23 protein-coding genes are annotated in these 22179 nt (G+C 52.5%); 6 read left to right on the top strand and 17 right to left on the bottom strand.

Annotated elements, in window-relative coordinates:
* The first annotated feature begins 3 nt into the window (after window positions 1–3).
* Both FW415_RS20080 and FW415_RS25195 read left to right on the top strand, forming a co-directional pair.
* Window positions 4–573: a LytTR family DNA-binding domain-containing protein gene (locus FW415_RS20080; RefSeq protein ID WP_210420745.1), complete on the top strand. Its 570-nt coding sequence runs from the start codon at window positions 4–6 to the stop codon at window positions 571–573.
* Complete coding sequence (locus FW415_RS25195) at window positions 545–724, top strand: LytTR family DNA-binding domain-containing protein (protein ID WP_210420744.1); 180 nt, start codon at window positions 545–547, stop codon at window positions 722–724. The genes FW415_RS20080 and FW415_RS25195 overlap by 29 nt, the downstream gene beginning before the upstream one ends.
* A 2-nt stretch (window positions 725–726) precedes the next feature.
* Here the strand turns inward: FW415_RS25195 and FW415_RS20075 are convergent, their stop codons facing one another.
* Complete coding sequence (locus tag FW415_RS20075; protein WP_148388605.1) at window positions 727–3048, bottom strand: ATP-binding protein; 2322 nt, start codon at window positions 3046–3048, stop codon at window positions 727–729.
* 4 nt (window positions 3049–3052) lie between these two features.
* Entirely contained in the window at window positions 3053–4561 is a 1509-nt protein-coding gene (locus tag FW415_RS20070) for an NAD(P)/FAD-dependent oxidoreductase (protein WP_148388602.1), read from the bottom strand.
* Between the two features lie 203 nt (window positions 4562–4764).
* Between FW415_RS20070 and FW415_RS20065 the strand changes: the two genes are divergently transcribed.
* The gene (locus FW415_RS20065; protein WP_148388600.1) at window positions 4765–5661 is read left to right on the top strand and encodes a bifunctional 2-polyprenyl-6-hydroxyphenol methylase/3-demethylubiquinol 3-O-methyltransferase UbiG; all 897 of its coding nucleotides are present in this window, start codon (window positions 4765–4767) and stop codon (window positions 5659–5661) included.
* 80 nt (window positions 5662–5741) lie between these two features.
* On the opposite strand, the gene FW415_RS20060 is transcribed toward FW415_RS20065, so the two are convergent.
* From FW415_RS20060 to FW415_RS20025, 8 genes are all read right to left on the bottom strand, one after another.
* Window positions 5742–6581, bottom strand: coding sequence for a hypothetical protein (locus FW415_RS20060; protein ID WP_148388598.1), 840 nt, complete (start codon window positions 6579–6581; stop codon window positions 5742–5744).
* Between the two features lie 92 nt (window positions 6582–6673).
* The gene (locus FW415_RS20055) at window positions 6674–9760 is read right to left on the bottom strand and encodes an efflux RND transporter permease subunit (RefSeq protein WP_148388596.1); all 3087 of its coding nucleotides are present in this window, start codon (window positions 9758–9760) and stop codon (window positions 6674–6676) included.
* Window positions 9760–10836: an efflux RND transporter periplasmic adaptor subunit gene (locus tag FW415_RS20050; protein ID WP_148388595.1), complete on the bottom strand. Its 1077-nt coding sequence runs from the start codon at window positions 10834–10836 to the stop codon at window positions 9760–9762. The genes FW415_RS20055 and FW415_RS20050 overlap by 1 nt, the downstream gene beginning before the upstream one ends.
* Before the next feature lie 8 nt (window positions 10837–10844).
* On the bottom strand, window positions 10845–12110 hold the full coding sequence (locus FW415_RS20045; protein ID WP_148388593.1) for a TolC family protein: 1266 nt from the start codon (window positions 12108–12110) through the stop codon (window positions 10845–10847).
* 73 nt (window positions 12111–12183) lie between these two features.
* Window positions 12184–12552: a hypothetical protein gene (locus FW415_RS20040; protein ID WP_148388591.1), complete on the bottom strand. Its 369-nt coding sequence runs from the start codon at window positions 12550–12552 to the stop codon at window positions 12184–12186.
* Between the two features lie 57 nt (window positions 12553–12609).
* On the bottom strand, window positions 12610–13062 hold the full coding sequence (locus tag FW415_RS20035; protein WP_148388589.1) for a DoxX family membrane protein: 453 nt from the start codon (window positions 13060–13062) through the stop codon (window positions 12610–12612).
* 112 nt (window positions 13063–13174) lie between these two features.
* A complete protein-coding gene (locus FW415_RS20030; protein WP_148388587.1) occupies window positions 13175–13756 on the bottom strand; it encodes a Crp/Fnr family transcriptional regulator in 582 nt (193 codons plus the stop codon).
* An 81-nt stretch (window positions 13757–13837) separates the two neighbouring features.
* Window positions 13838–14224, bottom strand: a complete 387-nt coding sequence (locus FW415_RS20025) for a VOC family protein (protein WP_148388585.1) — start codon at window positions 14222–14224, stop codon at window positions 13838–13840.
* Between the two features lie 373 nt (window positions 14225–14597).
* On the opposite strand from FW415_RS20025, the gene FW415_RS20020 reads away from it, so the two are divergent.
* Window positions 14598–15593, top strand: a complete 996-nt coding sequence (locus tag FW415_RS20020) for a helix-turn-helix transcriptional regulator (protein WP_148388583.1) — start codon at window positions 14598–14600, stop codon at window positions 15591–15593.
* 15 nt (window positions 15594–15608) lie between these two features.
* Here FW415_RS20020 and FW415_RS20015 read toward each other — a convergent pair whose 3' ends face one another.
* The gene (locus FW415_RS20015; protein WP_148388581.1) at window positions 15609–15776 is read right to left on the bottom strand and encodes a phosphatidate cytidylyltransferase; all 168 of its coding nucleotides are present in this window, start codon (window positions 15774–15776) and stop codon (window positions 15609–15611) included.
* 162 nt (window positions 15777–15938) lie between these two features.
* On the opposite strand from FW415_RS20015, the gene FW415_RS20010 reads away from it, so the two are divergent.
* The gene (locus tag FW415_RS20010) at window positions 15939–16682 is read left to right on the top strand and encodes a GNAT family N-acetyltransferase (protein WP_148388579.1); all 744 of its coding nucleotides are present in this window, start codon (window positions 15939–15941) and stop codon (window positions 16680–16682) included.
* Window positions 16683–16817: 135 nt separating this feature from the next.
* On the opposite strand, the gene FW415_RS20005 is transcribed toward FW415_RS20010, so the two are convergent.
* From FW415_RS20005 to FW415_RS19995, 3 genes are all read right to left on the bottom strand, one after another.
* Window positions 16818–17666 carry an alpha/beta fold hydrolase gene (locus FW415_RS20005; protein WP_168208909.1) on the bottom strand — a complete coding sequence of 283 codons (849 nt, stop codon included), beginning with the start codon at window positions 17664–17666 and terminating at the stop codon, window positions 16818–16820.
* A 46-nt stretch (window positions 17667–17712) separates the two neighbouring features.
* Entirely contained in the window at window positions 17713–18297 is a 585-nt protein-coding gene (locus FW415_RS20000) for a TetR/AcrR family transcriptional regulator (protein ID WP_148388574.1), read from the bottom strand.
* A 107-nt stretch (window positions 18298–18404) separates the two neighbouring features.
* Window positions 18405–18947 carry an AAA family ATPase gene (locus tag FW415_RS19995; RefSeq protein WP_148388572.1) on the bottom strand — a complete coding sequence of 181 codons (543 nt, stop codon included), beginning with the start codon at window positions 18945–18947 and terminating at the stop codon, window positions 18405–18407.
* Between the two features lie 169 nt (window positions 18948–19116).
* On the opposite strand from FW415_RS19995, the gene FW415_RS19990 reads away from it, so the two are divergent.
* Window positions 19117–19647, top strand: a complete 531-nt coding sequence (locus FW415_RS19990; RefSeq protein WP_148388570.1) for an SRPBCC family protein — start codon at window positions 19117–19119, stop codon at window positions 19645–19647.
* 30 nt (window positions 19648–19677) lie between these two features.
* Here FW415_RS19990 and FW415_RS19985 read toward each other — a convergent pair whose 3' ends face one another.
* The 3 genes from FW415_RS19985 to FW415_RS19975 all read right to left on the bottom strand — a co-directional run bounded on the left by FW415_RS19985 (window position 19678) and on the right by FW415_RS19975 (window position 21960).
* A complete protein-coding gene (locus tag FW415_RS19985; protein ID WP_148388567.1) occupies window positions 19678–20193 on the bottom strand; it encodes a DUF1772 domain-containing protein in 516 nt (171 codons plus the stop codon).
* A gap of 4 nt (window positions 20194–20197) precedes the next feature.
* The gene (locus FW415_RS19980) at window positions 20198–21049 is read right to left on the bottom strand and encodes an SDR family oxidoreductase (protein ID WP_148388565.1); all 852 of its coding nucleotides are present in this window, start codon (window positions 21047–21049) and stop codon (window positions 20198–20200) included.
* Between the two features lie 92 nt (window positions 21050–21141).
* On the bottom strand, window positions 21142–21960 hold the full coding sequence (locus FW415_RS19975) for an AraC family transcriptional regulator (RefSeq protein ID WP_148388564.1): 819 nt from the start codon (window positions 21958–21960) through the stop codon (window positions 21142–21144).
* Window positions 21961–22179: the final 219 nt, after the last annotated feature.

Raw genomic sequence — 22179 nt, 5'->3', positions numbered from 1 at the left:
TGTATGAAACACAGCGCGCTGATCGTTGAAGATGAAAAACTGAGCCGTGATTTTCTGAGCAACCTGGTCCGTGACTTTTGCCCCCAGCTGGAAGTAGCCGGTACCGCATCTTCCGTGGATGAAGCCGTTGCTTTTATCAACCAGCATCATCCCCGTATTGTGTTCATGGATATTGAAATGCAAACAGGTACTGCATTTGATGTGCTGCAGCAGGTCAGCGACCACCAGTTCCATGTGATCTTTACCACCGCCTTTGATCATTATGCCATCCAGGCCATCAAGTTCAGCGCGGTGGATTACCTGCTCAAGCCTATCAACCTGGAGGAGCTGGAGCAGGCGGTAGCCAAAGCGGTGAAGCAACTTGGCGGGCAGGGAGAGGACCAGCGGCTGGAGGTATTGCTCCGGAATTTCCGGAAGGCTTCGGATGAGGACTATTCCATCAGCCTCTCTACTTCGGAAGGAGTGGATTATATTTCCCTTTCCAATATCATCCGGCTGGAAGCCAAAGGTCCCTACACGATCTTTTTCCTGCGGCCGCCAGATCATGGTGAGCAAGAACCTGAAGGAATATGAGATGATCCTGGGCGGGCATGGTTTCTTCCGCATTCACAATTCCTATATCATCAACCTGAAGGAAGTAAAACGCTGGATCAAAACGGACGGCGGTTATGCCGTTATGAGCGATGAAGCCATGGTGGCTATTTCTCCCCAAGAAAAAAGATGAGTTCATTCTGCTGATGTCTCACCGGACGGTGTAAGCCGCTGCAGTTTTTCCGGTGTCATCCGTTGCAGTTCTTCCACTGCCCTGGCACAGATCGCTTTTACCTTATCCAATGCCGCGGCCACATCCGGCCCGGCCTGTTCTATATGCTGCAAAGCTTCTCCGATAGCCGATTGCAGGCCAAAAAGCCCCGTGGATGTACGCAGGGTATGGGCGATCTTGTACATGTTCTCCCGGTCATTTGCGCTGATGGCTTTTTCCAGGGCTGCTATTGCGGGGGGATTGTCCGCTACGAACGTTCCGATCATATTCATGATAAAAACATGATTGCCCCTGGTCTGCTCCAGCAGGTAACCCAGGTCCGTTACAGGCGGCTGCGTGTGCAGGGTGATCATCTCCACCATTTCTTCCTGCCTGACGGGTTTGGTGAGATAGCCGTTCATGCCGGCTTCCAGGTATTTGTCGTCGTCTTTGCCGAAGACGTGCGCGGTAAAGGCGATGACGGGCGTATGCAGCCCGAGGGTCTTTCTGATCTCGACCGTGGTTTCATAGCCGTCCATTCCGGGCATATGGAGGTCCATCAGAATAATGTCCGCATGCGCCGTGCGAAGATAGTCGATCGCCTGTTCCCCGTTGCTGGCAACGCTCACGGTGTAGCCGCTTTGTTTCAGCATGTAATCTACCACTTGCTGGTTGGCGGGATTGTCCTCTACCAGCAGCACATGCCGGTGCTCCCTGCAGGTAGCAGGCTTCCGGGAAACGGTGGTGACCTGGGCCGGTTCGGCCTTTTCAAACGGAATGCTGATCAGGAAAGTGGTGCCCTTGTTTTCTTCACTGCTGACATCGATGGTGCCGTTGTGGAGGGCAACAAGTTCCCGGGTGATGGCCAGCCCAAGCCCGGTGCCGCCATATTTGCGGGTGATGGTGGTGTCCGCCTGGGTAAAACGGTCGAATATCAACGCCAGTTTTTCAGGAGCGATACCGATGCCGGTATCCGATATCCGTATCTGTACCTGCACCGATGTGGCGCCGGCAGATGTGATCAAACACTGAATATCTATTCCTCCTTTTTCGGTGAACTTGATGGCGTTGCCGATGAGGTTCAGCAATATCTGCGTCAGGCGCAGGCTGTCTCCCAGCACAGGAAAACTGAGGCGCGGATCGATGTGCGAACGGTATTGCAGGCCTTTGCCCCTGGCCTTGGATTCCAGCATGGTCTGCACATTCCGGAACAGGTCCGGCAGGGAGACCGGGCTGCATTCTATATCTATCTTCCGGGCGTCCAGCCGGGAGAGGTCCATAATATCATTGATGATCGCCAGCAGGCTGTTGCCGGAGGTCTGGATGGCATGAAGATATTCCTGCTGCCGGGCGCTGAGCGGCGTTTTGTTCAGCAGGTCCGCATACCCGATGATAGCCCCCAGCGGCGTTCTGATCTCATGGCTCATATTGGCTACGAAATCGGATTTGGCCTTTGATGATTCCTCCGCCATCATCCGCGCTTTTTCCATCTGCTCTTCCACCACCTTCCGCTGAAAGAATGCCGGGATGGCCGTCTGCTCTCTTTTTACCTGCTTCTGCTGATATTGCTCCAGGTGTTTTTCGATCATGTGCGGGGGAGACATGATAAAGGTGCATTGTTCATGCCCTTGCCCTGTGCAGCTTACTTCCACCGCCGTCAGCGGAATGCCGAAACTCTCTTCGCACCAGCCTGAGGAATAACCGGCGCTCATAATGCATACCGGCCATTTGGACAATTCTCCCGCGCGCTTCCAGGCATCTGCCTCAAAGGAATACGGATGGTTGTACACCAGGTAGAAATTATCGTCCGGGGATGGATGGCTTTCCGGCAGGATGTCTACAAAGGCCCATCCGGCATAGGCAAAGTGTACCGTGCCGGCGGAGAGTTTTGAAATAGGATCGGTGAGCTGCATCTTTTCATGGAATGCCTTGGCATCGTTCATGCCGATGGCATGGGATATATCGAAGAGGAAGTTCCGCCCGATGTTGAAGGCCTCTGTTTCCCCTCTGTCCGCATACAGGTTCAGCACGCTGCCCAGAAAGTCTTTGGATAAAGCGGAGGCGCGCACCAGTACATATCTTTCATCGCTGATCTCGATGGTGCCTTTGGTGGGGTCCATCCTGACGTCGGAAAAATATTGCTTTACGGCAGCTTCGGCTTCAACGAATAAAGGTTTAAAATGTTCCGGCACCTTTACGGCGCTGCCACTCGCCTGGTGAATATTCTGGCGGCGTAACAGGGCATTCTCTTTTTCCAGCGCTCTGATCTTTTGCTGCAGCATGGCTATGCTGGTGGATTCGTGCATACAATTAACGGATTAGACCTGGTTGGGGGTGGACATGGACCTGTTTGTGGCCCCCGGGGCGTATTTGCTCCAGCAAAATACGATAATCTTTCGGGTTTATAGGCTTGAAAAATTCATAAGGCAGCCAGCGTGTAGCCCTGGTACGCAAACCCATATCCCGCATCAGCTGGTCCAGGTGCATGAAGTTGAAAGGCGCCACGCAGGTGCCGCTGAACTCGGAAGATATGGGCCGGCCCTGTTTGCGCCAGCGGGCGATGTAACGCATATCTTCCGCCATTTTACCGCGGCCCGGCAGCTGCAGGATGCCCTTTTCGTATTGCACCATCCAGTTGGCGGCCACTTCAGAGGTCAGCGTGGTGAAGAGGCTGGAATTGAAGCCCACAAAGCCCAGCTGCGGCACGTCCGGATGAATGAGATTGCGGAACAGCTGGTAGCTGCCGTCCGGCGCAATGATCTTCTCCCGGTGGATCTTTTCCAGGAAGGGAAGCCCTTGTGTAAAGCCGGTGCCGCAAACCACCAGGTCCGGCGTAAGTTCTTCACCGTTGCGCAATACCATTTTCCTTCCCTCGAAATGCGCGATCTCCGATCTGATAGCCCTGATGCGGCCGCTCTTTACTTTTTCGTAGAAACCTTCCGGCGCTACGCCCAGGCTGCAGCTGATCTGGTCTTCTATCCGGTGGGATGGCACCATGCCGCAGGTTTTCAGGGAGAACTGTTTTTTCAGCAGCAGTTCCAGTCCGCGCCATTGCATCCATACCATCACCCTGCCGGCTGAATGGAGGTAGCGCTGGAAACCGGTTTTGTGCGGCGCATCAAAAAATGCTTCTGAAAAACGGGAGAAGAGCAGGTAACGCATGTTCACCAGGTTCCCGAAATACCGCGGCACTTTCCACTGCGCCTTGCGGTACACCAGCGCACAGTCCCGGCTGCGGTCCGCTGCCAGCGTGGCGATGTCCGTGGCGGACTTGGCAAACCCGATAACGGCTACAGACCGGTCTTTCAATAATGCTTCATCATTCACCTGGCTGGAATGCAACACCTGCCCTCCCGCTTCGCGGAACGATTGCAGGCCCGGAAAAGCCGGGATGTGCGGTTTGTGGAACGTGCCGGTACAGATCACCACAAAATCGAAGCTCATGATATCGTCTGTGCCTTCGTTGAGATTGCGGACCTGCATGTACCACTGGCCATGATGATACTGAAGACTGACCAGCTCTGTGCGGAAGCGGATAAACGGCAGGATGCCGAAGTGCCGGGCGTAACCGGTGAGGTATGCCTGCACCTGTTCCCCGGAAGGCCATAGCGGATAATCCGCAGGCATGGGATAGTCAGAATAAGCATATTCATCCCGGGTGGTTTGTGTGGCCACGCCCAGGTAGGAACGGCTTTTTTCCCATACGCCGCCGATGGCTGCGGCCTTTTCAATAACGGTAACGCGGTATCCCGCCTGTAAGAATGCTTTCGCGGTTGCCAGGCCGCTGAGGCCTGCCCCGATAATGCCGATGTTTTTCATGATTTGGGGTGTTTTATACCGCTAAACTAATTCCGGTCAAAGATGCAGAAGCAGGCGAATTAACGCAGCTGCCGTTTCACTTAACGGATTTGCAAGTCATTAACCGGAATGCCCTTTCCGTTAATCGTGCCAACTTCCCGCCCCGTTATCATCCCATCTTTACACCGTCAACACGTATTGAAAATCTTAAAACACAACCCCGAATGGAAACAGTTTATCAACCCCTCGCTTTTCTTCAGGAGGTCATCGCCAAGGGCGGTCCTGATACGAAAGAGTATGATGCCCTCAACAGTATTTTCGATCAGCTTTCCCATGATTACAAGTGCGGCAGGCTTAGTGCCGGAGAAATGGAGCAGCTGCAAAGCGGTTTTGATGTGGAAGGCATGGAAAACACGCTGCACGGCCATTGCCGGCAGAAGCCCTTCGGTTATGCAGGCGATTTCCTGATCATCGACAAGATCTACCGCCAGCATGTTTCGGCGGACCGCCGTTTTGCGAAATGGGACACCTACTGGAACAATCAGCCGGCAACAAAAGCGGTCAGGAACAGGAAGGATTATTTTATCCGGATGATCCTCAACCGTCTCTCATCCGCCCCGTTGCGCCTGCTGAATGTCGCCAGCGGCCCGGCGCGTGATCTTGCGGAAGTTTTCACCCGCATTCCTTCCGGCGCTTTGCAGGCCACCTGTGTGGAGGCCGATGAAAATGCGATCGCTTATGCCACTGAGCTGAATGAGACAAACCTGCAGCACATCCGTTTCATCCATCAGAATATATTCCGTTTTGCGACGGACGAGCAGTTCGACCTGGTGTGGAGCGCCGGCCTGTTCGATTATTTCGAGGACAGTGTGTTCGTGAAGCTGTTGCGCAAGTTCATCAGCTGGACGAAGCCCGGCGGCGAAGTGATCATCGGTAATTTCAGCGATCAGAACCCCAGCCGCAGCTGTATGGAACTGGCAGGGGACTGGTACCTGCATCACCGCTCCGCGGAATCGTTGCAGGCCATGGCACTGGAAGCCGGGGCGGACAGGCGGCATATCCGCGTAGGGAAGGAGCTGGAAGGCGTGAACCTGTTCTTGCATGTGCGGGTGGGAGGATAACACAAAGCTGACGACGGCATTGGTCCGGCAACCTGCTTTCAGGGTTATCGAACAGGGACTGTTACCAGTACAGATGATCGTTATTTTGGATTGGATGGCAGCACGAATCTGACGAGCGCATTGTTCCGGTATCCGGCTTTCAGGTTCACCGGGTAAGTCCTGTTATCGGCATAGATGATCATCAATGCGGTATTGGGAGGCACGCTGCCTTCGTTCTCCGCGTACATGATCAGCTCATTGTCTGTTGTGTCACTGGCTTCCAGGTGAATGATGAATGGTGTTGCCGTCAATGCCAGCCGGTCCGCCACCAGCTTTCCTGAGAAGTAAACAGAAACGGTATCGCCATCGATGGTGCCGTTATCAGACAAGGCGATGCGGAAAATGCGGTTTTGCAGCGGAATGGTTTGCGTGAGGATGTTGCGGCGCGTCATGTATTTTTCTGCCGCACCGGGGATATGTTCCGCTCTTTTGTCCGCTTCATCAGCCTGCGCCTCCACCTTTTTCCTCAGCTGCATCGGGCCGGTCAGGCATCCGTCCGGATCAGGTTGTCCGGCCAGTACATAGTTGTTGCTATCCTTTTGCAGCAGCAGCACCGAGCGGCCGGTACACCAGTAGAAGGTAGGGTAGGATGCCAGTTTTGCTTCCCTGTGCGGGAGCATATCGATGATCACTTTGTTGCCGTTGATATGGCCTTTGATGTTGCTGCGGTAATAGTTTTGGCCGGGATTTTCAAAGAAGTGCCCATAGGAAGTGCCGCTAAATGTTTGTCCGGAAACGTTATGGATCGTAATGCTGATGTAAGCGCTGTCTTTGATGTGCGCGATATGGTGCACACCTTCCCAGGTACCCTGTAATAAATGGCTGGATTGTGCGTAGCTGCTGTTGAACGCCAGCAGTAGTAAACACCAAAGGCATCGCATGCGGTGAAAATAGCAACAAAACATAAGGCAGCCGGCCAAACGACCGTTAATTCACAAATGATTAACCAAATTCGTTCAGCCGGCCCCGTATGTTACCTTTTGCGGTAGCCGATATAAAAGAACAGCGGGAATACCAGCAGGGTAAGGATAGTAGCGGTGATGAGCCCGCCGATCACCACAATGGCCAGCGGCCTGGAGGTTTCCGAGCCGATGCCGGTAGACATGGCGGCAGGCAGTAACCCGATGGCAGCCATCAATGCCGTCATCACCACCGGCCGTACCCTTGTGCGCAGACCGGATTTAACCGCGTCTTCCATATTCTCCCTGCTGTTCAGCAGGTTCTTCTTGAATACGGAGATCAGGATCACACCGTTCTGGATACAGATGCCGAACAGGGCAATGAAGCCGATACCCGCGGATATGGAGAAATTGGTGCCGGTAATGAGCAGCGCCATTATGCCGCCGATGATGGCGAAAGGCACATTCAGCAATACCATGCCCGCATCCTTGACATTCCCGAACATGACGAAGAGGATCAGGAAAATAATGATCAGGCTCACCGGCACTACCTGGGTCAACCGGCCGGTGGCCCGCTGCTGGTTCTCGAAATCACCCGCCCATTGCATTTCATAGCCTTTTTCCAGCTGTACGGCCGCATTGACCTTCTGTTGTGCTTCTGCGATAGTGCTGCCCATATCACGGCCCCGAATGGAGAACTTCACGGCTGTGAAACGTTCGTTATCGTCACGGAATACGATACTTGGACCGGTGAGCGTGCTGATGTCCGCGATATGCTTGATGGGTACTTTGGTGCCGTGGATAGAAGGAATGAGCAGGTTGCGGATGTTCTCCGCATTCTCCCGGTACTTGTCCATATACCGGAGGCGGAGCTGGAACTTGCGTTCCCCTTCGTATATCTGTGAAACAGCTTTGCCGCCGATGGCCATTTCGATGGTGGCATTGGCATCCGCTGTGGTAACGCCGTAGAGGGCAAGCTTGTTCTCATCCAGCTCAATACGCAGCTCCGGCTGGCCGATGTTGCGGATCACGCCGAGGTCTTCCACCCCGGCGATATCTTTCATCACTTCATATACTTCATTGGCGCGGGCTTCGGTATAATGCAGGCTGTCGCCGTAGATCTTCACGCATAGCGAGCCTTTTACGCCGGACACGGCTTCTTCCACATTGTCCATGATCGGCTGGGAGAAATTGAGGTTCACCCCCGGAGTTGCAAGTTTTTCCTGCATGGCGGCGATCAGTTCTTTTTTCGTCCTCCCGCTTTTCCATTCTTTTTTCGGGTGAATATCCACATGCAGTTCGATATTGTAAAAACCTGTGGCATCTGTTCCGTCGTTGGGCCGGCCGGTCTGTGACATGACCTGCCTCACTTCCGGGAATTCGCGGATGCTGCGGCGCATCCTGTTCGCCAGGTCGCGGGATTCTTCCAGCGAAATGCTGAGCGGACAAGTGGCGCGGATATAGATGGCGCCTTCATCCAGCTCCGGCAGGAACTCCGTGCCCAGGAACCTGAAGAGGAAGAGGCCAATAGCCACGACCGCCGTGGAAAACAGCAGGGTAAAGGCTTTCCGGCGGTACGTGAAGCTGAACATTTTCATCACGCCATTAGTGATGGCTTCCACGAAAGGATTATGCCGTTCGCGCACATTTTTGCGCAGCAAAAGGCTGCTGAGCAGGGGAACGAGCGTGAGGGTGAGCACCAATGCGCCGAGCAGGGCGAAGCCCAGCGTCCAGGCCAGCGGGGAGAACATCTTGCCTTCCACTTTTTCGAATGCAAAGATGGGCAGCAGTGCCGCAATGATGATCAGCTTGGAGAAGAATACCGCCTTGCCCAGCTCTCCGCCGGTGTTCTTGATGATCCCGAGCTTGCTCATGCGGTTGAATTTTTCCATTCCCACTTTCTTCGCCTGATGGTCCAGCAGCACAAAGATCCCTTCCACCATCACCACAGCGCCGTCTATGATAATGCCGAAGTCGATAGCCCCCATGGAGAGCAGGTTGGCAGACATGCCTTTCAGCGTCAGGCAGATGAATGCGAACAGCAGGGCCAGCGGCACTACAAGCGCTACGATCAGGGTGGTACGCCAGTCCGCCATGAAGATGAAGACGATCACCGTTACGAAGATGATGCCTTCCAGCATATTGTGCAACACCGTATTTGTGGCGTACCCGATGAGGTTGCTGCGGTTGTAGAAAGTGTCTATCTGCACATCGGGCGGCAGTATTTTCTCGTTCAGCTGATCGATCTTTTCCTGTACCCGCCGGATCACTTCGCTGGGGTTTTCGCCTTTGCGCATCACCACTATGCCTTCCACCACGTCGTTGGAGAGGTCGCGCCCTACCTGGCCGAGGCGGGGCAGGGAAGAGATGTCCACCTCCGCGATCTCCTTTACGAGGATAGGTGTACCGTTGATATTATCGACAATGATATTGCCGATCTCCTCCACATTGTTCAGCAGGCCGATGCCGCGCACGACATACGCCTGGGAATTATCCACGATCACATCACCGCCAACATTGATATTGCTTTTGGAAACGGCTTCGTACACATCCAGCGGCGTAATGTCATAGGAAGCAAGCTTATGCGGGTTTACCTTTATTTCGTAGGTCTTCACTTCGCCGCCGAAGCTTACGATGTCGCCCACACCGGGAACGCCGAGCAACCTTCGTTCTATTACCCAATCCTGCAGCGTTTTCAGTTCCTGCACCGTTCTTGTTTCGCTGCGGAGCGTATAACGGAATATTTCACCGGTGGGGCCGGTGGGCGGCTGTACGTTGGGAACGGCGCCGTCCGGCACTTCCACGTCCCGCAGGAGGTTGTTCACCTGCTGCCGGGCAAAATAATCTTCCACCCCATCATCGAAGATCACTTTTACGACGGAGAGGCCAAATACGGTAGTGGAGCGGACGGAGGTTTTCTTCTGTACCGGGTTCATGGCTATTTCTATCGGTACGGTCACGAATTTTTCCACTTCTTCCGCGCTTCTGCCGGGCCATTGGGTGATGATGGTGATCTGTGTATTGGTTACATCCGGAAAAGCTTCTATGGGAATGTTCTTGTAGGCGATGCTGCCCCAGATCACCAGCAGCAGCGTAGCCAGAAATATGAAAAGCCTGTTCTTCAGGGAAAAGGCGATGATCCTTTTGATGGCTTTGGTCATTACTGTTTAACATTTAATGCGTCATAAATGAATACCTGGGTCTGCGTAACCACCAGCTCCCCTTCATGCAGCCCTTCGATAAAGGCTTTTTCACCGATGCGTTTGATGAGTGTTATCCCGCGTATGGACAGGGCGCCGTCTTTCTTTACGACCACATATCGTTTGCTGTTGTCCAGCACAATAGCCCGGGCGGGAATGCATAGCCTTTTACCGCCTTTGCTGCGGGAAGTGAGATAAACGCGGGCGAACATTTCCGGTTTGAGTTCTTCATGCGGATTGGGCATGCTGATGCGTACTTTCATGGTGCGGTTGGCCGGGTCCAGCACGTTATAGATCTTGTCAATCCGCCCGGAGTATTCCTTGTCCGGCCCGGCAAGGGTGGTTACCTTCACCGGATCGCCGGTATGGATGTTCGGGATATCCGATTCGTAAACATTGGCGATGACCCAAACGGTGGAGAGGTCTGCTATCGTGAAGAGGGTGTTGTCATTGTCCTGCCTTACTTCCGAATGGCCGGTGATGTTCTTTTCGATGATACTCCCGTTGATGGGAGCTTTCAATGTGTATCCCCCTGCCGTATTTCCTCCGGTGATAGCAGACACTTGCTCCGCCTTGATGTATTCCGACCTGGCTTTGTTGTATTCGATCTGCGCCGCCAGGTATTCCTGTTCGGTGACCAGGTTGGATTCGTATAGGGATTTCCGTGTGTCCAGGTTCTTTTTCGCCATTTCCAGGTTGGCTTCCGCGAGTGAGCGCTCATTCGTTACGCCGGCAACTTCCGGACTCCGGATAACTGCGAGCACCTGCCCCTGTTTCACCTTGTCTCCCAGTTCTGCTTTGACGGATTGTACCCGCCCGCTCACGAGAGCATAGACTCTGGCCTGTTGTTGTTCCGCCGCTGTTATTTTCCCGTTCAGCTTGATCACGTCTTCCATTTCTTCCAGGGTTACCGGAGCGGTTTGCAGCTGATGTATCAGGCTGTCGGTAAGCGGGTCATCATGCTTGTCCGTGGCCGGTGTGCCGGAGCTGCAGGCGTTGAGCATGAGGAGTATGATAAATGCGAAAAGCGGTTTCATGTGAATGATCATTTGTTGTTGAATAGATTTTTTCCCAGTGCGAAGTTGAGCTGTTCGATGGCCTGCATCCTTTCGTTATGCACCTGGTTGAGTTGCAGCAGGTTTTCCTTGTAGGATTCGCAGAAGTCCGTAAACTCCAGCAGGCTGATGTTCTTCTTTATAAAATGTTCCGTAACGCTTTGCAGCAGTTGCTCAAATTCTTCCCGGAAGCCGGGGTCTACGGAGCAGAGCATATTGTCCGCGTTCACTGCCTTAGCATAGGCGGTGCGCACTTCATTTTCCACGGTGGCGGACTGCAGTTCCAGTAAAGCTTTGCTTTGCGCAATGCGGAGTCTGGCTGCCCGGATGTTGCCCTGGTTGCGGTTAAAAAGGGGGAGGTCGAATGCGATGTTGAGCAGGCTGGCATTTTCGATGTAATCGCTGCGTTTGTCGAACATGGCGCCGATGGTCATATCCGGTACGGCCAGTGCCTTTTGCAGGGAATAGTCCGCTTCGCTGTACTGTTGGCCCTGTTGTGCAAGGCGAAGGTCCCGGCGGTTGGCGAATGCCGTATCCAGCAGGCTTTGCAAGGCAACGGATTTTACCGGTGTTATCGGCAGGTTTTGCGCATCGGGAATGTACCGGTTCCGGTTATCCTGCAATAGCAGTTGCAGTTCTCCCTCAACGTCGTTGAATTCGTTTTGCAGGGTGGTTTGCTCCGCTTTCAGGCTGTATAAGAGCGACCGTATCCTGATCGCGTCTTTCGGCGTTACCAGTCCCTTGCTTTGCAGATCGCGGTAAGTGGAGGCGAGTTGCTCCAGTGTTCTTACCTGTACGTCAAATGCGCGGATGGAGCTTTGCAGGTACCGGGCTTTGTGGAAGTTGCTGCGGAGCGTGTAGCCGAGTGTGCGCAGCAATTCAAAGAAACGGCTTTCCGCCATGGCGGCTTCTGTTCCGGCCAGCGTGATCTGTTTGTTGCGTTTGCCCGCCAGCGTTATCAGCTGCGCTATTCCAACGGTATATTGGCCTGTTCTGTTGCCGATATCGGCGAACTTTCGAAGGTCCGGATTATAAATGCTCCCGCCGAAGGAGATGGAAGGATTGTTGTAAAGTTTTGCCTGTATCACTTCTGCCTGTGCGATGGAAATATTGTATTGCTCCGCCATCAGTGCGAGGTTGCGTTCCAGGAATTGCTGTTCTGCCTGTTGCAGGGTAATATGCAGGGTGTCCTGTGCATGCAGGCCCGTAGTTACCAGCAGGCTGGTAACGCACAGGAATATACGAATGCAGTACATGTTGCTGCTTTTTTCAGGGCATGACTATATGCCCCTCGGTCATGAAAGAATGAGGTAATGGAAATGGGGAAGATCAGGCGATGTCAGGGGGAGGGGACAGGATGTCCAGCGGTACGCAGTACAATTTTTCCGTAATGCCGGGAGGATAGGATATCCTGTTATGACCGTATCCGGGTTGTTCCTCTAATTGAATGGGCGTGGCAGCAATGTAAACCAGTGCGCCGGCCTGGGAAAGGTAATTGGCGGAATTGTTGTCTTCTTCTTCATCCTCCGGGGTAGTATCCCTGCAGCCCAGGAGGGATTGTACCAGGTATTCCACACCGCTGTTGATATGATCTTTCACCGGTCCGCTGGTCTCATACGCATTGTCGCCCGTTACCGGCAGGAACATGGCGGTATTCAGGTACAGGGCAAGGAATATGTATGCCAGTGCTTTGCGCATGGGGGCAAAGATAATACGAAACCGGCCGGTGCGCCTTAAAATAGCCTTAAAATGATGTTAAGGCTTTCTTAAATTGAAATACCAGACCCAGGCGATGAAGAAAACCTGGAGGGGCAGGCGGAACCAGAGGTAGGCGGGGCCGTTGCCGTCATAGGCGGCTGTCTGCAGGTTGATGTGGTGCATGGCGGCATAGATATTGGCCGGGGTAATGATCACAAAAAATATGATCAGTAATATGGCGGTGATCTTTCTGAATTTGGGCAGCAGCAGGCCGATGCCGCCGGCGATTTCCAGCAGGCCGGTAATGTAGACCAGGGGCAGCCGGAACGGGATGAACGGCGGGATCATCATGGCCATGCCCTTCGGGAACATGAAATGCCCGAGCGCGGTAAAGCTCAGCATGGCGAACATGGCGATGCGGCCGCTGCGCGGGAAGTCCCATTTGCGGGTAGTGAGCCGGATAACGGCCAGGGAAAGGAAGAACGTGGCAATAAGAATGATCTCGACCATTTTTAGCGTGTTATTTACCGCAAAGTTGAGCCATGCGTGGCCGGGAGAAAATGATGTATGTTAGTTTATTTTGCGCCTGTTCCGCGAGGTATTACTGCCGGCGGTTGTATGTTCAGGGTTTCCCGAACTGTTTCCTGATCCTGCTGAGGCTTTCCGGCTGGATGCCCAGGTAGGATGACAGGTGTTTGACGGATATCTGTTGCACCAGGGCGGGATTCCGCATCACCAGCGCCGCGTACCGTTCCTCCGCGGTGAGGGACAACAGCGCCATTTCCCTTTCCAGCCGGCGGATGTATTGGTATTCGGCTATGCGCCGCCCGATCCGTTCGCCCATATGGTGACGGTCATAAAATTCATGCAGCTGCTGGTGAGGGATGAGTATGGCTTCCGTGTCTTCAATAGCGGTGGCGCTGACGGGGGAAGGTTTGCGGGTGAGGAAGGAATAATAAGCAGTTACAAATTCGCCCTCGAAATGGAAGTCTACCGTGAACTCCCTGCCCTCCCGCTGGAAATAGTGACGGGTAGCGCCTTTGCCTAGGAAATAGATGTAATGTTCCACCTGTCCTTCGCGGCAGAGGTATTCGCCTTTGGGGAAGCGCCTGGTGGTGAGGGCTTCGCTGAAGGCGTTCCATTCTTCGGCGGACAGCGGGGCAATGGCGGCGATAGCCTGTTTCAGTGCTGAAAAGTGATCCATAAAGCCCTGAAGGTACGATTTCCCAAGGTTTCCGGCAGCTCCGGCGGAGGGGCTGAATGCCTGCGCCGGAGAGAAGCTGCTTTATGTTGCGGAGCCTGCGCTCCATTCGCTTTCGGGGGCCGGTTGCCAGAGCTCTATCTTGTTCCCTTCGGGGTCGTACACCCAGGCGAATTTTCCGATGCTGTCGTCCGTCCGTTTCTCATCTATGCGCACGCCACCGGCTTTTAATTGTTCCAGCAGGCTTTCCATGTCCGTAACGCGGAAGTTGATCATGAACTGCTGCTCCTGCCCGAAATAGTCGGTATCCGCACGAAAGGGCGCGAACACGGTAGGGCCGTGATCCTGTTTCCATATTTCGCCGCTTTGCATGGAATTGATGCCGAAATATTGTTCATACCAGGCGCCCAATGCTTTGGGGTCTTTGGCGCGGAAGAAAAAGCCGCCGAAACCGGTGATAAGTCTGCTCATAACTCTTTTTGGTAAAGATAGGTGGTTTGCAGACTGTCCTGCGGGGTATATTGGTCAATCAAACGGGGGGATTGGGACAAGATGAAGGGGTGGGTGCAAAGTTCTGACAACGACTCTATCCTGTGGGAAGTATCGGACAGAATAATGTAATGGCAGGAGAGCTAGAGATGGAATATGGCGGAGGAAGGATACTGGATTTTTCCCGGTAGTGATAAAAATTTATTCGTCATTTTCTTCACCCTAACTAGCATTTTGAGTGTCTTTTAATCATAAACCATCCGGTGTTTTTTCCGGGCTTTTTTCTCCACATTTCAGCTTCTGACAATAAACTGAATTAAACGTTAAATTAATCGTTAATTTATTTATTTGCGAAATGTATAGACCGGTAAAAGCATTGTGGATCGAGCGATTGAATGGAGTTCCGACATCCCTTACGGGTATTCCGCAAAAATATCATGAACATATCATCCGGTTCGCCAAGGTGTACTACTACAGTGACGAGGATTGCGATATTCTTTGTCAGCAGTTGGAACTCTTCGGATTCAGGATATGGATACATCGGATATTCGCGAAAAAGGATATTTACCTTTCGCCCAGAACTCCCCGTCATATTTATGTTGCACATATCATGCTGGGAGATAGTGTGACCGCGGTATTGCAGCCGGATGGAACTCCGTTCGAATTACGGGAAGAAGAGGGTAACCTTTTCAGTCTTCTGGCAGAAGCGCAGTTGGCGCCCGTGAATGCAGGGCAGCAATTCATAAGTTTTCACGTAAATGTTTTTCCCGAAGATCTTCCCGGCATTGTCCGTCGTTACCCGGCACTCAGGCCTCTTCTTGACCGGCCTGTTCCGGAGCAAAGCGGCCCGCTTAATTTCGAACCTTTCCGGCTTAACGCCGTTTGTGAATTCCTGCGTCGCGAGGTGGAAAAATGTAAATACATTGAGATTCAGGCAAAGTATTTTCTCACTAAGGTGGGTGCCGACCTGTTCAGCAATTTTCTACAGCAGGATATTTCTGCAGCAGATGCTGTAATTGTCCCCGATCTTTCTGTAGAAAAGGTGATAAGAAAATGTTTCAGGATCATACTTGAAGAGTTTCATCTGCCGTTAAGCATCCGTAAACTGGCATTCAGATTGGGACTACCCCGCATCACTCTTCAGGAAGCATTTAAATCTGCTTATGGCATCACTGTCCCTGATTTTCTTCATATGGTGAGAATGATACGCGCTTTTCAACTTATGGCTGAATCGGATTTTTATTCAGAAAGGATCGCCGTGGAAACGGGTTTTTCCGATGTTCAGGTATTCTACAAAGCGTTCCGGGATTACTATGGTATTGGTTTTCTCGAACTGAGAAACGCACAATAATGCCTGGGGGGAATTTTATTTCCCCCGGCCTCTCGACAGCAAATAGATGATCAGCCCCACTACAATAGCTACCAACAGCAAACCGGTCCATATCCCGGCCTTGAAAATCCCGCCTACGATCTCGCAACCGGTCAGCATAATGAGCAAAAAGGCCATTATCGAATAATAGGGAGCATATTTCATGAGCATTTGTTTTGTTGACACCGGTACAGGAACATATTTTGTGCCGTTTCGGGAATAGCGCTGCCAGCGTTGTATGGAAGGGGGGCGCCATGGGCATTCCGGGTAGATTATTCTACAAAAGATGTTTAATTTCGATCATTCCCGGCCGTCAAAACCACGCTCATGGAGATCAGGATCGTTAAAGTTCCGCTGGATGAGATTCGTTCCTTCCGCACTGTCTTCCTGCAGGAAAGGAATTTCCAGTTCATCTGCAATAAATGCCATGATTATGGCTGGGCGGATACCTATTTGTTTATTGTTGACGGTGAAGGGGCCGGGTATGGCGCAGTATGGGGCACCGACCGGCGGGAGGACAGGGATACCATATTCGAATATTTTCTCACCAGACCGTTCCGGCATCTTGCCGATACTATTTTTCCGCAATTTCATGCCCTGACGGCGGCGACGTATATCGAATGCCAAAGCAATGACCCTTTGCTGGCCTCCATGCTGTATGCCTATGCGGAGCATATTCATGCAGAAGCCGTTCTGTTTGAAGATGATGCGGTCACGGCATTGCCGGTATCCGGTGTGACCTTCCGAAAACGGTCAACGGATGACGACATGGGAGATGATGACAGCGATTATGTGCTGGTGAAGGATGGCAGGATCGCTGCGAGTGGAGGGCTGATGCTGAATTATAATCTGCCCTATGCGGATATCTACATGAACGTCCGCGAACCATTCCGCAGAATGGGGTTGGGCAGCCTGATCGTGCAGGAGCTGAAACGCGAAGCCTATCTTATGGGCCGTGTGCCGGCGGCGCGTTGCAACATCGGCAATCATGCCTCCAAAGCCACTTTGCTGAAAGCGGGATTCCGCACCTGCGGGTTCCGGCTCAAGGGAAGTATAAAAGCTGCTCCATGACCGGCGGCGGCTTCTTCAATAACAGCAATGTTCCGGCTCAAGGGCGCACAAGCGCTGCCGGTTTGTGCGGTGTAGCCACCGGTCTGCTGTACATGACGGCATCCTTCCTTTCACTGGATAAATGCGCTGACGTATTTACATGCTGCTTTCCTGCCGCCTGATAAATGTATCGATCAACGTCGCCACCTCCTGGCAATGATCTTCCAGCAAAAAATGCCCGCTGTCAAAGAAATGGTAACTGATATTCCGCAGGTCCCTGCCATAGGCCTTTGCGCCTTCCACCGTAAAGAAGGGGTCGTTTTTTCCCCAGGTCACAAGCGCCGGCGGCTGATGCTCCCTGAAATATTGCTGCCATTGCGGGTATAAGAGGAAGTTGGAGCCGTAATTATCGAACAGATTGTATTGAATATTCAGCACGCCTTCGCGTTGCATGAAATAATGATCGGAAAGGTAGGCGTCCGGGGCTATCTTTCGGGGATCTTTCACGCCATGTACGTACTGGTCCCTGATCCCTTCAAAGGAGAACAGGTATTGCCTCATGGCTTCTACCGCCGCCATATCGTTCTTTTGCTGGTGTTCTGCGAGCTGCATGGGAAATTCCCCCAGCCCTTCCATATAAGCGTTCGCATTCTGGATAATCAGGCCTTTCACCAGGCCGGGCCGTGCGCCGGCCATCCTGAAACCCACCGGTCCGCCGTAATCCTGCATATAAAAGTATGCTGCTTCCAGGCCGATCTTGTCCACAAACTGCAACATTACCTCCGCTATCCGGTCAAATGTGACCGGTACAAGGGAGCTAAGCCCGAAGCCCGGGTAGTCCGGCGCAATAACATGATACCGTTCTGATAAACCGGCCATCACATCCCGGTACATGTGTGAGGAAGAGGGAAGGCCATGCAGGAAAAGGATCGTTTCCTGTGCCGGGTCGCCGGCTTCCCGGTAAAAAATGTGCAGGTCATTGACCTGTAGTGTTTTAAATGTCATACGATGTTTATTTTGTACTATTTGGTACATAAATGAGTAAAAAAAATCAGTGCAACACACTGAGGTTGAGTTGTATCATCGCTTCCAGCCCGGGATCGGAGGGGTGCATTCGCCTCGTGATATTGATACCGTTCCAGAGGTTGATGAGATGCCGGGCCAGGGTTTCCGGCTTTTCTTTCGTTTTCAGCTTTCCTTCCTGCTGTGCCTGCCGGATGATATCCAGGAAGTGATCTTCCAGCACGCCAAGTAAATGTGCGGCTTTCTTTTGCAGCGGGGCATCCTGACCGGCCATTTCCACCAGGGCATTGCCCAGGTAACAGCCTTTCATCTGCCGGTTTTTGGAAGATGTGGCCAGCGAGAGGAAAAAATTGCGGATGAACAGGATCTTGTCGTTGCTCTTTGCCAGGTCCGCTTCGAATTTCTTCATGGCCACGCGGTTGAATTGTTCCAGCGACCGCTCGTAAAGCTCTTTTTTACCGCCCCTGAACGCGAGGTAAAAACTGCCTTTGCCCATGTTCATCGCCGCCAGCAGCTCATCCGCGCTGGCCGCTTCGTATCCCTTCATCCAGAATACGTCAATAGCCCGGTCTATCACTGCCTGTTCATCGAATACCCTTGGTCTGCCTGCCATTTTCTTCGCTTTTGTTACAGCAAAGGTATATTGTGTACTGATAAGTACAAAATTAATTTTGATGATGGGTTGCAGGAAGATGCCTGTGCGGTTAATGTGGAAAAAGATCAGGTGAGGGAAATATGTTCCAGCACAAAGCGGGCTCTTTCCGCTGGGGGCAACCTCGGTACTTCGGCCAGCGTATACCCGCAGGCTGAATAGGTTTCCTTCATCACTTCAAAAGTGGCCAGCGCTTCTTCCCAGGTCTGTTTTCTTTCCGTATCTGTTGTATAGATCGCTTTCCAGGGCGGCAGGATGAATACCACGGGATTATAACGGAACAGGGCGGTGGCGGATAACAGTGTATCCGTGATGGTGAGGCCGGCCAGTTTTGCATAGGCCAGCACATCGGGTATACCCCTGTCAAAAAAAGTGATAATTGCCGGATCGGCCTGCCGGTAAGCATCTGATGATCCTTCCAGCATCAGCGCTTTGTATAACTCCCTGTTCTCCCAAGGCAGGGCGTCTCCGTGCTGCGCCATTTGCTCCTGAATGATCCGGCGCGCCACTTCGGGTACGCAGTGCAGACCGCTCCGGCCAAGCTCGTGCAGCAAAGTGGTTTTACCCACGCCAGGCCCGCCCGTAATGATGTAATAATTATTGTGTTGCATAAAATTGATGGAAAAGGGTTCCGGTAACGGAATGAAGTGTAGATACGTGAAGATAATAAATATGTCGCAATCAGCCCCTCATGCTGTCGCATTTGCACAGTTTCAAACCCGATAATTGACGATATGTTTGCAACACAATCCAATTGACCATTTTTTAAAACCTTGAATTATGAAAATACTTATCGGTATCCTGGGCGTTATTGCCGGCCTGATCATCTTATTCCTGATCATTGCGTTATTCGTCAGCAAGTCGTACAAGATCGAACGGGAGATCACGATCAATCAGCCGAAACAGGTTGTCTTTGATTATGTAAAAGTGCAGCGCAACCAGGATAATTACAACAAATGGCTGATGATGGACCCGGCAATGAAGAAGGCATACAGCGGCACGGACGCAACGGAGGGCTTTGTCTACAGCTGGAATGGGGACAAAAAAGCGGGAGAGGGGGAGATGGAGATCATCCGGCTGACGGAAGGCGAAAAAATAGATATGGAACTGCGCTTCAAGCGGCCCATGGAAAGCGTTGCCTATACGCACATGAGCACTACCGAGGTGTCCCCGCAGCAGACGCTGGTAAAATGGAGCATGGAAGGCAGATCTCCTTATCCGTTTAACCTGATGACGCATCTGATGAGCGGTTCCCTGGGCAGCGACCTGGAAGAAAGCCTTGGGAAGTTGAAGGCCATCCTCGAAAAATAACGGGCTTTGCAACGATACAACAGGGGAGCTTTACCGGCTCCCCTGTGTGTTATCATGACTAAGGCAGGCCATAACGATGAGGGTGACGGACAATGCGGACGTAACGGTGCGGATGTTGTTCAGCATATTCCATCTTTTTTCGAATTGCTGCCTGGCCTGCGAAATGGCTTCTGCGGAGGCATGCCGCAGATCGAATTTATCCAGCGCTTCGTTCAGCGGAATATTTCCCCCGATGGTCACGGCCATCACACCGCCCAGGTACAATGCGGAAGCTGCCAGCAACAGCCAGAACCGGATGGAGGGCGATGGCGTGTAATGCAGGTAGGTGCTGACCGGCAGCAGGAACATGGCGCCGAAGAAGCAGGCGTAGAATACCGGGTTCAGAATGGCCCGGTTGCAGGCTTGCAGCGCCTCGATGTAAGATGCATCCAGCAGGCGGCCCAGCCCCGGCGTAACGGAGCAAGACCAGGCGTAGAACAGTCCGGCTATCAGCGCGGTAACGGTAGCGGTAATGATGAGTGTTATGTTCACGGGTGTCAGTAACATATGATCAGATACTTTTAATGTATTCCTGTACGGTAAAGCGTTGGTGTTGCAACAGCTTTTCCAGTGTATCATCTGCTTTGGAAAATTCATTCCCTTTGATGCTGTCCGCCATGCTCATGTAAAATTCGATATCCGGTTCCGGCATGCCGTATTTTACCAGTTCTTCGCGGTAGGCTTCATTGGGGATGTCTGTGTAAGATGCCTCCATGTCTTTTTCAGACCGCAGCAGCCCGGCAATGTCCCCGAAACTGAAAGATCCGCTTCCGGTAATGCTGTACACTTTGTTTTCATGCCCGCTTCCGGTCAGCACATTGCTTAGTGCTTCGGCAATATCCGGCCGGTACACAAAACTCACTTTGCCGCTCCCGCCGGGATAATATACCTGTCCGTTTTCCATGGCGCTGCCGATGAACAGGGGGATCGTTTCAATGTACATGCTGTTCCGGAATATGGTGTACGGCATACCGGATGCGGTGATGGCTTTTTCGGTATGCATGCAGGTGCGCCCCGCGTGGAAAAGCGCCTGCTCCCCGGGTTGCAGGGTGCTGGTGTAGACGATATGGTTTACGCCTTGTGCCTTCGCGGCCTGCACCACATTGGTCTCTTCCTGTTTGGCCTGTTCTCCGTAACTGGCGGCGGATACCTGCATCACTTTACTAACGTTCTCAAACGCTTTGCGGAGTGAGGCGGGATCATTATAATCCGCTATCCTGACCTGAACGCCCATACCTGCGTACTCCTGCATTTTAGCGGCATCCCTGCCCACGGCTACGATGTTGGAAGGATCTGTTTTCTTCAAGAGGAATGAGATGGTGGCCTTGCCGAGATTGCCACTGGCTCCTGTAATTGCTATCATGGTCTGTTATTTTTTATGCAGCAAAACTAGGATGGGGCGTAAACGTAAAATAGAACAAAACCGACAGTACGGGTGGAGGGGTAATCAGGGACTCAGAATATCATTTCCGGAAAATTTTCCACCAGTTCGCTGGAACGCTGCTGGTATTTGTTGGGTGTAAACCCGGTAAATTCCTTAAAGGCGCGGATGAAATGCGACTGATCGGCGTACTCATTTTCAAAAGCGATATCGGACAGTTTATTGAATGCATTGTTCCGCAACTGGCTCAGCGAGGCCTGGAAACGACATATCCGGGCAAACAGTTTGGGAGACATGCCTACGCCCTGCTGGAATTTCCGCTCAAAACTCCTTTCCGTGAGCTGCAGTTCCTGCAGCAATGTTTTTAAAGGGATGTTTCCCTTTGACCCGATGATGCGGGATATGGCATGCGGCAGGACGGAAGCGCCCGGCTTGTCGTACTTATTGATCTGGTGCTGAATGTAATTGGTCAGGAGATCCAGTTGGGTGCCGAATGAACCAGAATCCACGAGCCGCTGTTCCGACAGGGGCGCGCGTTCTTCCCGGGCGAGGGCATCAAGGTCGAGGCAGGTGTCCGTCAGTTCGCTGGCATTGAGGCCGAAAACGGACTGCAGGGCATGCGGGTAAAAGTACACGCCCACGGTGCGGAAGGTGGCGGGGGAGTAAATATTGGTATGTTTCGTTGTTTGCCCGTACAGAAAAATGGGGGGCAGTTTTTTTTCTTCCTGATAGAAGCAGCCTTTGTCCGATTGCTGGTAGATCAGCCCGGGTGACCCGTCTGCGAAGGTCTTGAATGTTTTGGGGGTGATTTCCGCGGCATGGCTTTCCAGTGTCCAGAAATAGCGGACATGGTTCCTGAGCTGCGGGGGTGGGAGTATTTTCTGATATTCCATCGCTGATGCAATTTAAGGAATTACGGGCATACAAAAGCCCCGGTTTCCGCCGGGGCTTTTGTATAAAGGCATATTGCCGGTATCTCAGTGCTTGTGTATCTTTTCATCACAGATTTCCGGTTTCACCGGGGCTTTTGTATAGAGGCATATTGCCGGTATCCCAGTGCTTGTGTATCTTTTCATCACAGATTTCCGGTTTCACCGGGGCTTTTGTATAAA

The organism is Chitinophaga sp. XS-30 (assembly GCF_008086345.1).
Lineage (GTDB): Bacteria > Bacteroidota > Bacteroidia > Chitinophagales > Chitinophagaceae > Chitinophaga.
Note: the sequence above shows the minus strand (reverse complement) of the source record. Positions and strands in the feature narration are given on the sequence as shown.

Excerpts from the sequence above, each read along its gene's own strand:
- FW415_RS20080 (WP_210420745.1), top strand. The coding sequence starts at position 4 with ATGAAACACAGCGCGCTGATCGTTGAAGATGAAAAACTGAGCCGTGAT.
- FW415_RS25195 (WP_210420744.1), top strand. The coding sequence starts at position 545 with ATGGTGAGCAAGAACCTGAAGGAATATGAGATGATCCTGGGCGGGCAT.
- FW415_RS20075 (WP_148388605.1), bottom strand. The coding sequence starts at position 3,048 with ATGCACGAATCCACCAGCATAGCCATGCTGCAGCAAAAGATCAGAGCG.
- FW415_RS20070 (WP_148388602.1), bottom strand. The coding sequence starts at position 4,561 with ATGAAAAACATCGGCATTATCGGGGCAGGCCTCAGCGGCCTGGCAACC.
- FW415_RS20065 (WP_148388600.1), top strand. The coding sequence starts at position 4,765 with ATGGAAACAGTTTATCAACCCCTCGCTTTTCTTCAGGAGGTCATCGCC.
- FW415_RS20060 (WP_148388598.1), bottom strand. The coding sequence starts at position 6,581 with ATGCGATGCCTTTGGTGTTTACTACTGCTGGCGTTCAACAGCAGCTAC.
- FW415_RS20055 (WP_148388596.1), bottom strand. The coding sequence starts at position 9,760 with ATGACCAAAGCCATCAAAAGGATCATCGCCTTTTCCCTGAAGAACAGG.
- FW415_RS20050 (WP_148388595.1), bottom strand. The coding sequence starts at position 10,836 with ATGAAACCGCTTTTCGCATTTATCATACTCCTCATGCTCAACGCCTGC.
- FW415_RS20045 (WP_148388593.1), bottom strand. The coding sequence starts at position 12,110 with ATGTACTGCATTCGTATATTCCTGTGCGTTACCAGCCTGCTGGTAACT.
- FW415_RS20040 (WP_148388591.1), bottom strand. The coding sequence starts at position 12,552 with ATGCGCAAAGCACTGGCATACATATTCCTTGCCCTGTACCTGAATACC.
- FW415_RS20035 (WP_148388589.1), bottom strand. The coding sequence starts at position 13,062 with ATGGTCGAGATCATTCTTATTGCCACGTTCTTCCTTTCCCTGGCCGTT.
- FW415_RS20030 (WP_148388587.1), bottom strand. The coding sequence starts at position 13,756 with ATGGATCACTTTTCAGCACTGAAACAGGCTATCGCCGCCATTGCCCCG.
- FW415_RS20025 (WP_148388585.1), bottom strand. The coding sequence starts at position 14,224 with ATGAGCAGACTTATCACCGGTTTCGGCGGCTTTTTCTTCCGCGCCAAA.
- FW415_RS20020 (WP_148388583.1), top strand. The coding sequence starts at position 14,598 with ATGTATAGACCGGTAAAAGCATTGTGGATCGAGCGATTGAATGGAGTT.
- FW415_RS20015 (WP_148388581.1), bottom strand. The coding sequence starts at position 15,776 with ATGAAATATGCTCCCTATTATTCGATAATGGCCTTTTTGCTCATTATG.
- FW415_RS20010 (WP_148388579.1), top strand. The coding sequence starts at position 15,939 with ATGGAGATCAGGATCGTTAAAGTTCCGCTGGATGAGATTCGTTCCTTC.
- FW415_RS20005 (WP_168208909.1), bottom strand. The coding sequence starts at position 17,666 with ATGACATTTAAAACACTACAGGTCAATGACCTGCACATTTTTTACCGG.
- FW415_RS20000 (WP_148388574.1), bottom strand. The coding sequence starts at position 18,297 with ATGGCAGGCAGACCAAGGGTATTCGATGAACAGGCAGTGATAGACCGG.
- FW415_RS19995 (WP_148388572.1), bottom strand. The coding sequence starts at position 18,947 with ATGCAACACAATAATTATTACATCATTACGGGCGGGCCTGGCGTGGGT.
- FW415_RS19990 (WP_148388570.1), top strand. The coding sequence starts at position 19,117 with ATGAAAATACTTATCGGTATCCTGGGCGTTATTGCCGGCCTGATCATC.
- FW415_RS19985 (WP_148388567.1), bottom strand. The coding sequence starts at position 20,193 with ATGTTACTGACACCCGTGAACATAACACTCATCATTACCGCTACCGTT.
- FW415_RS19980 (WP_148388565.1), bottom strand. The coding sequence starts at position 21,049 with ATGATAGCAATTACAGGAGCCAGTGGCAATCTCGGCAAGGCCACCATC.
- FW415_RS19975 (WP_148388564.1), bottom strand. The coding sequence starts at position 21,960 with ATGGAATATCAGAAAATACTCCCACCCCCGCAGCTCAGGAACCATGTC.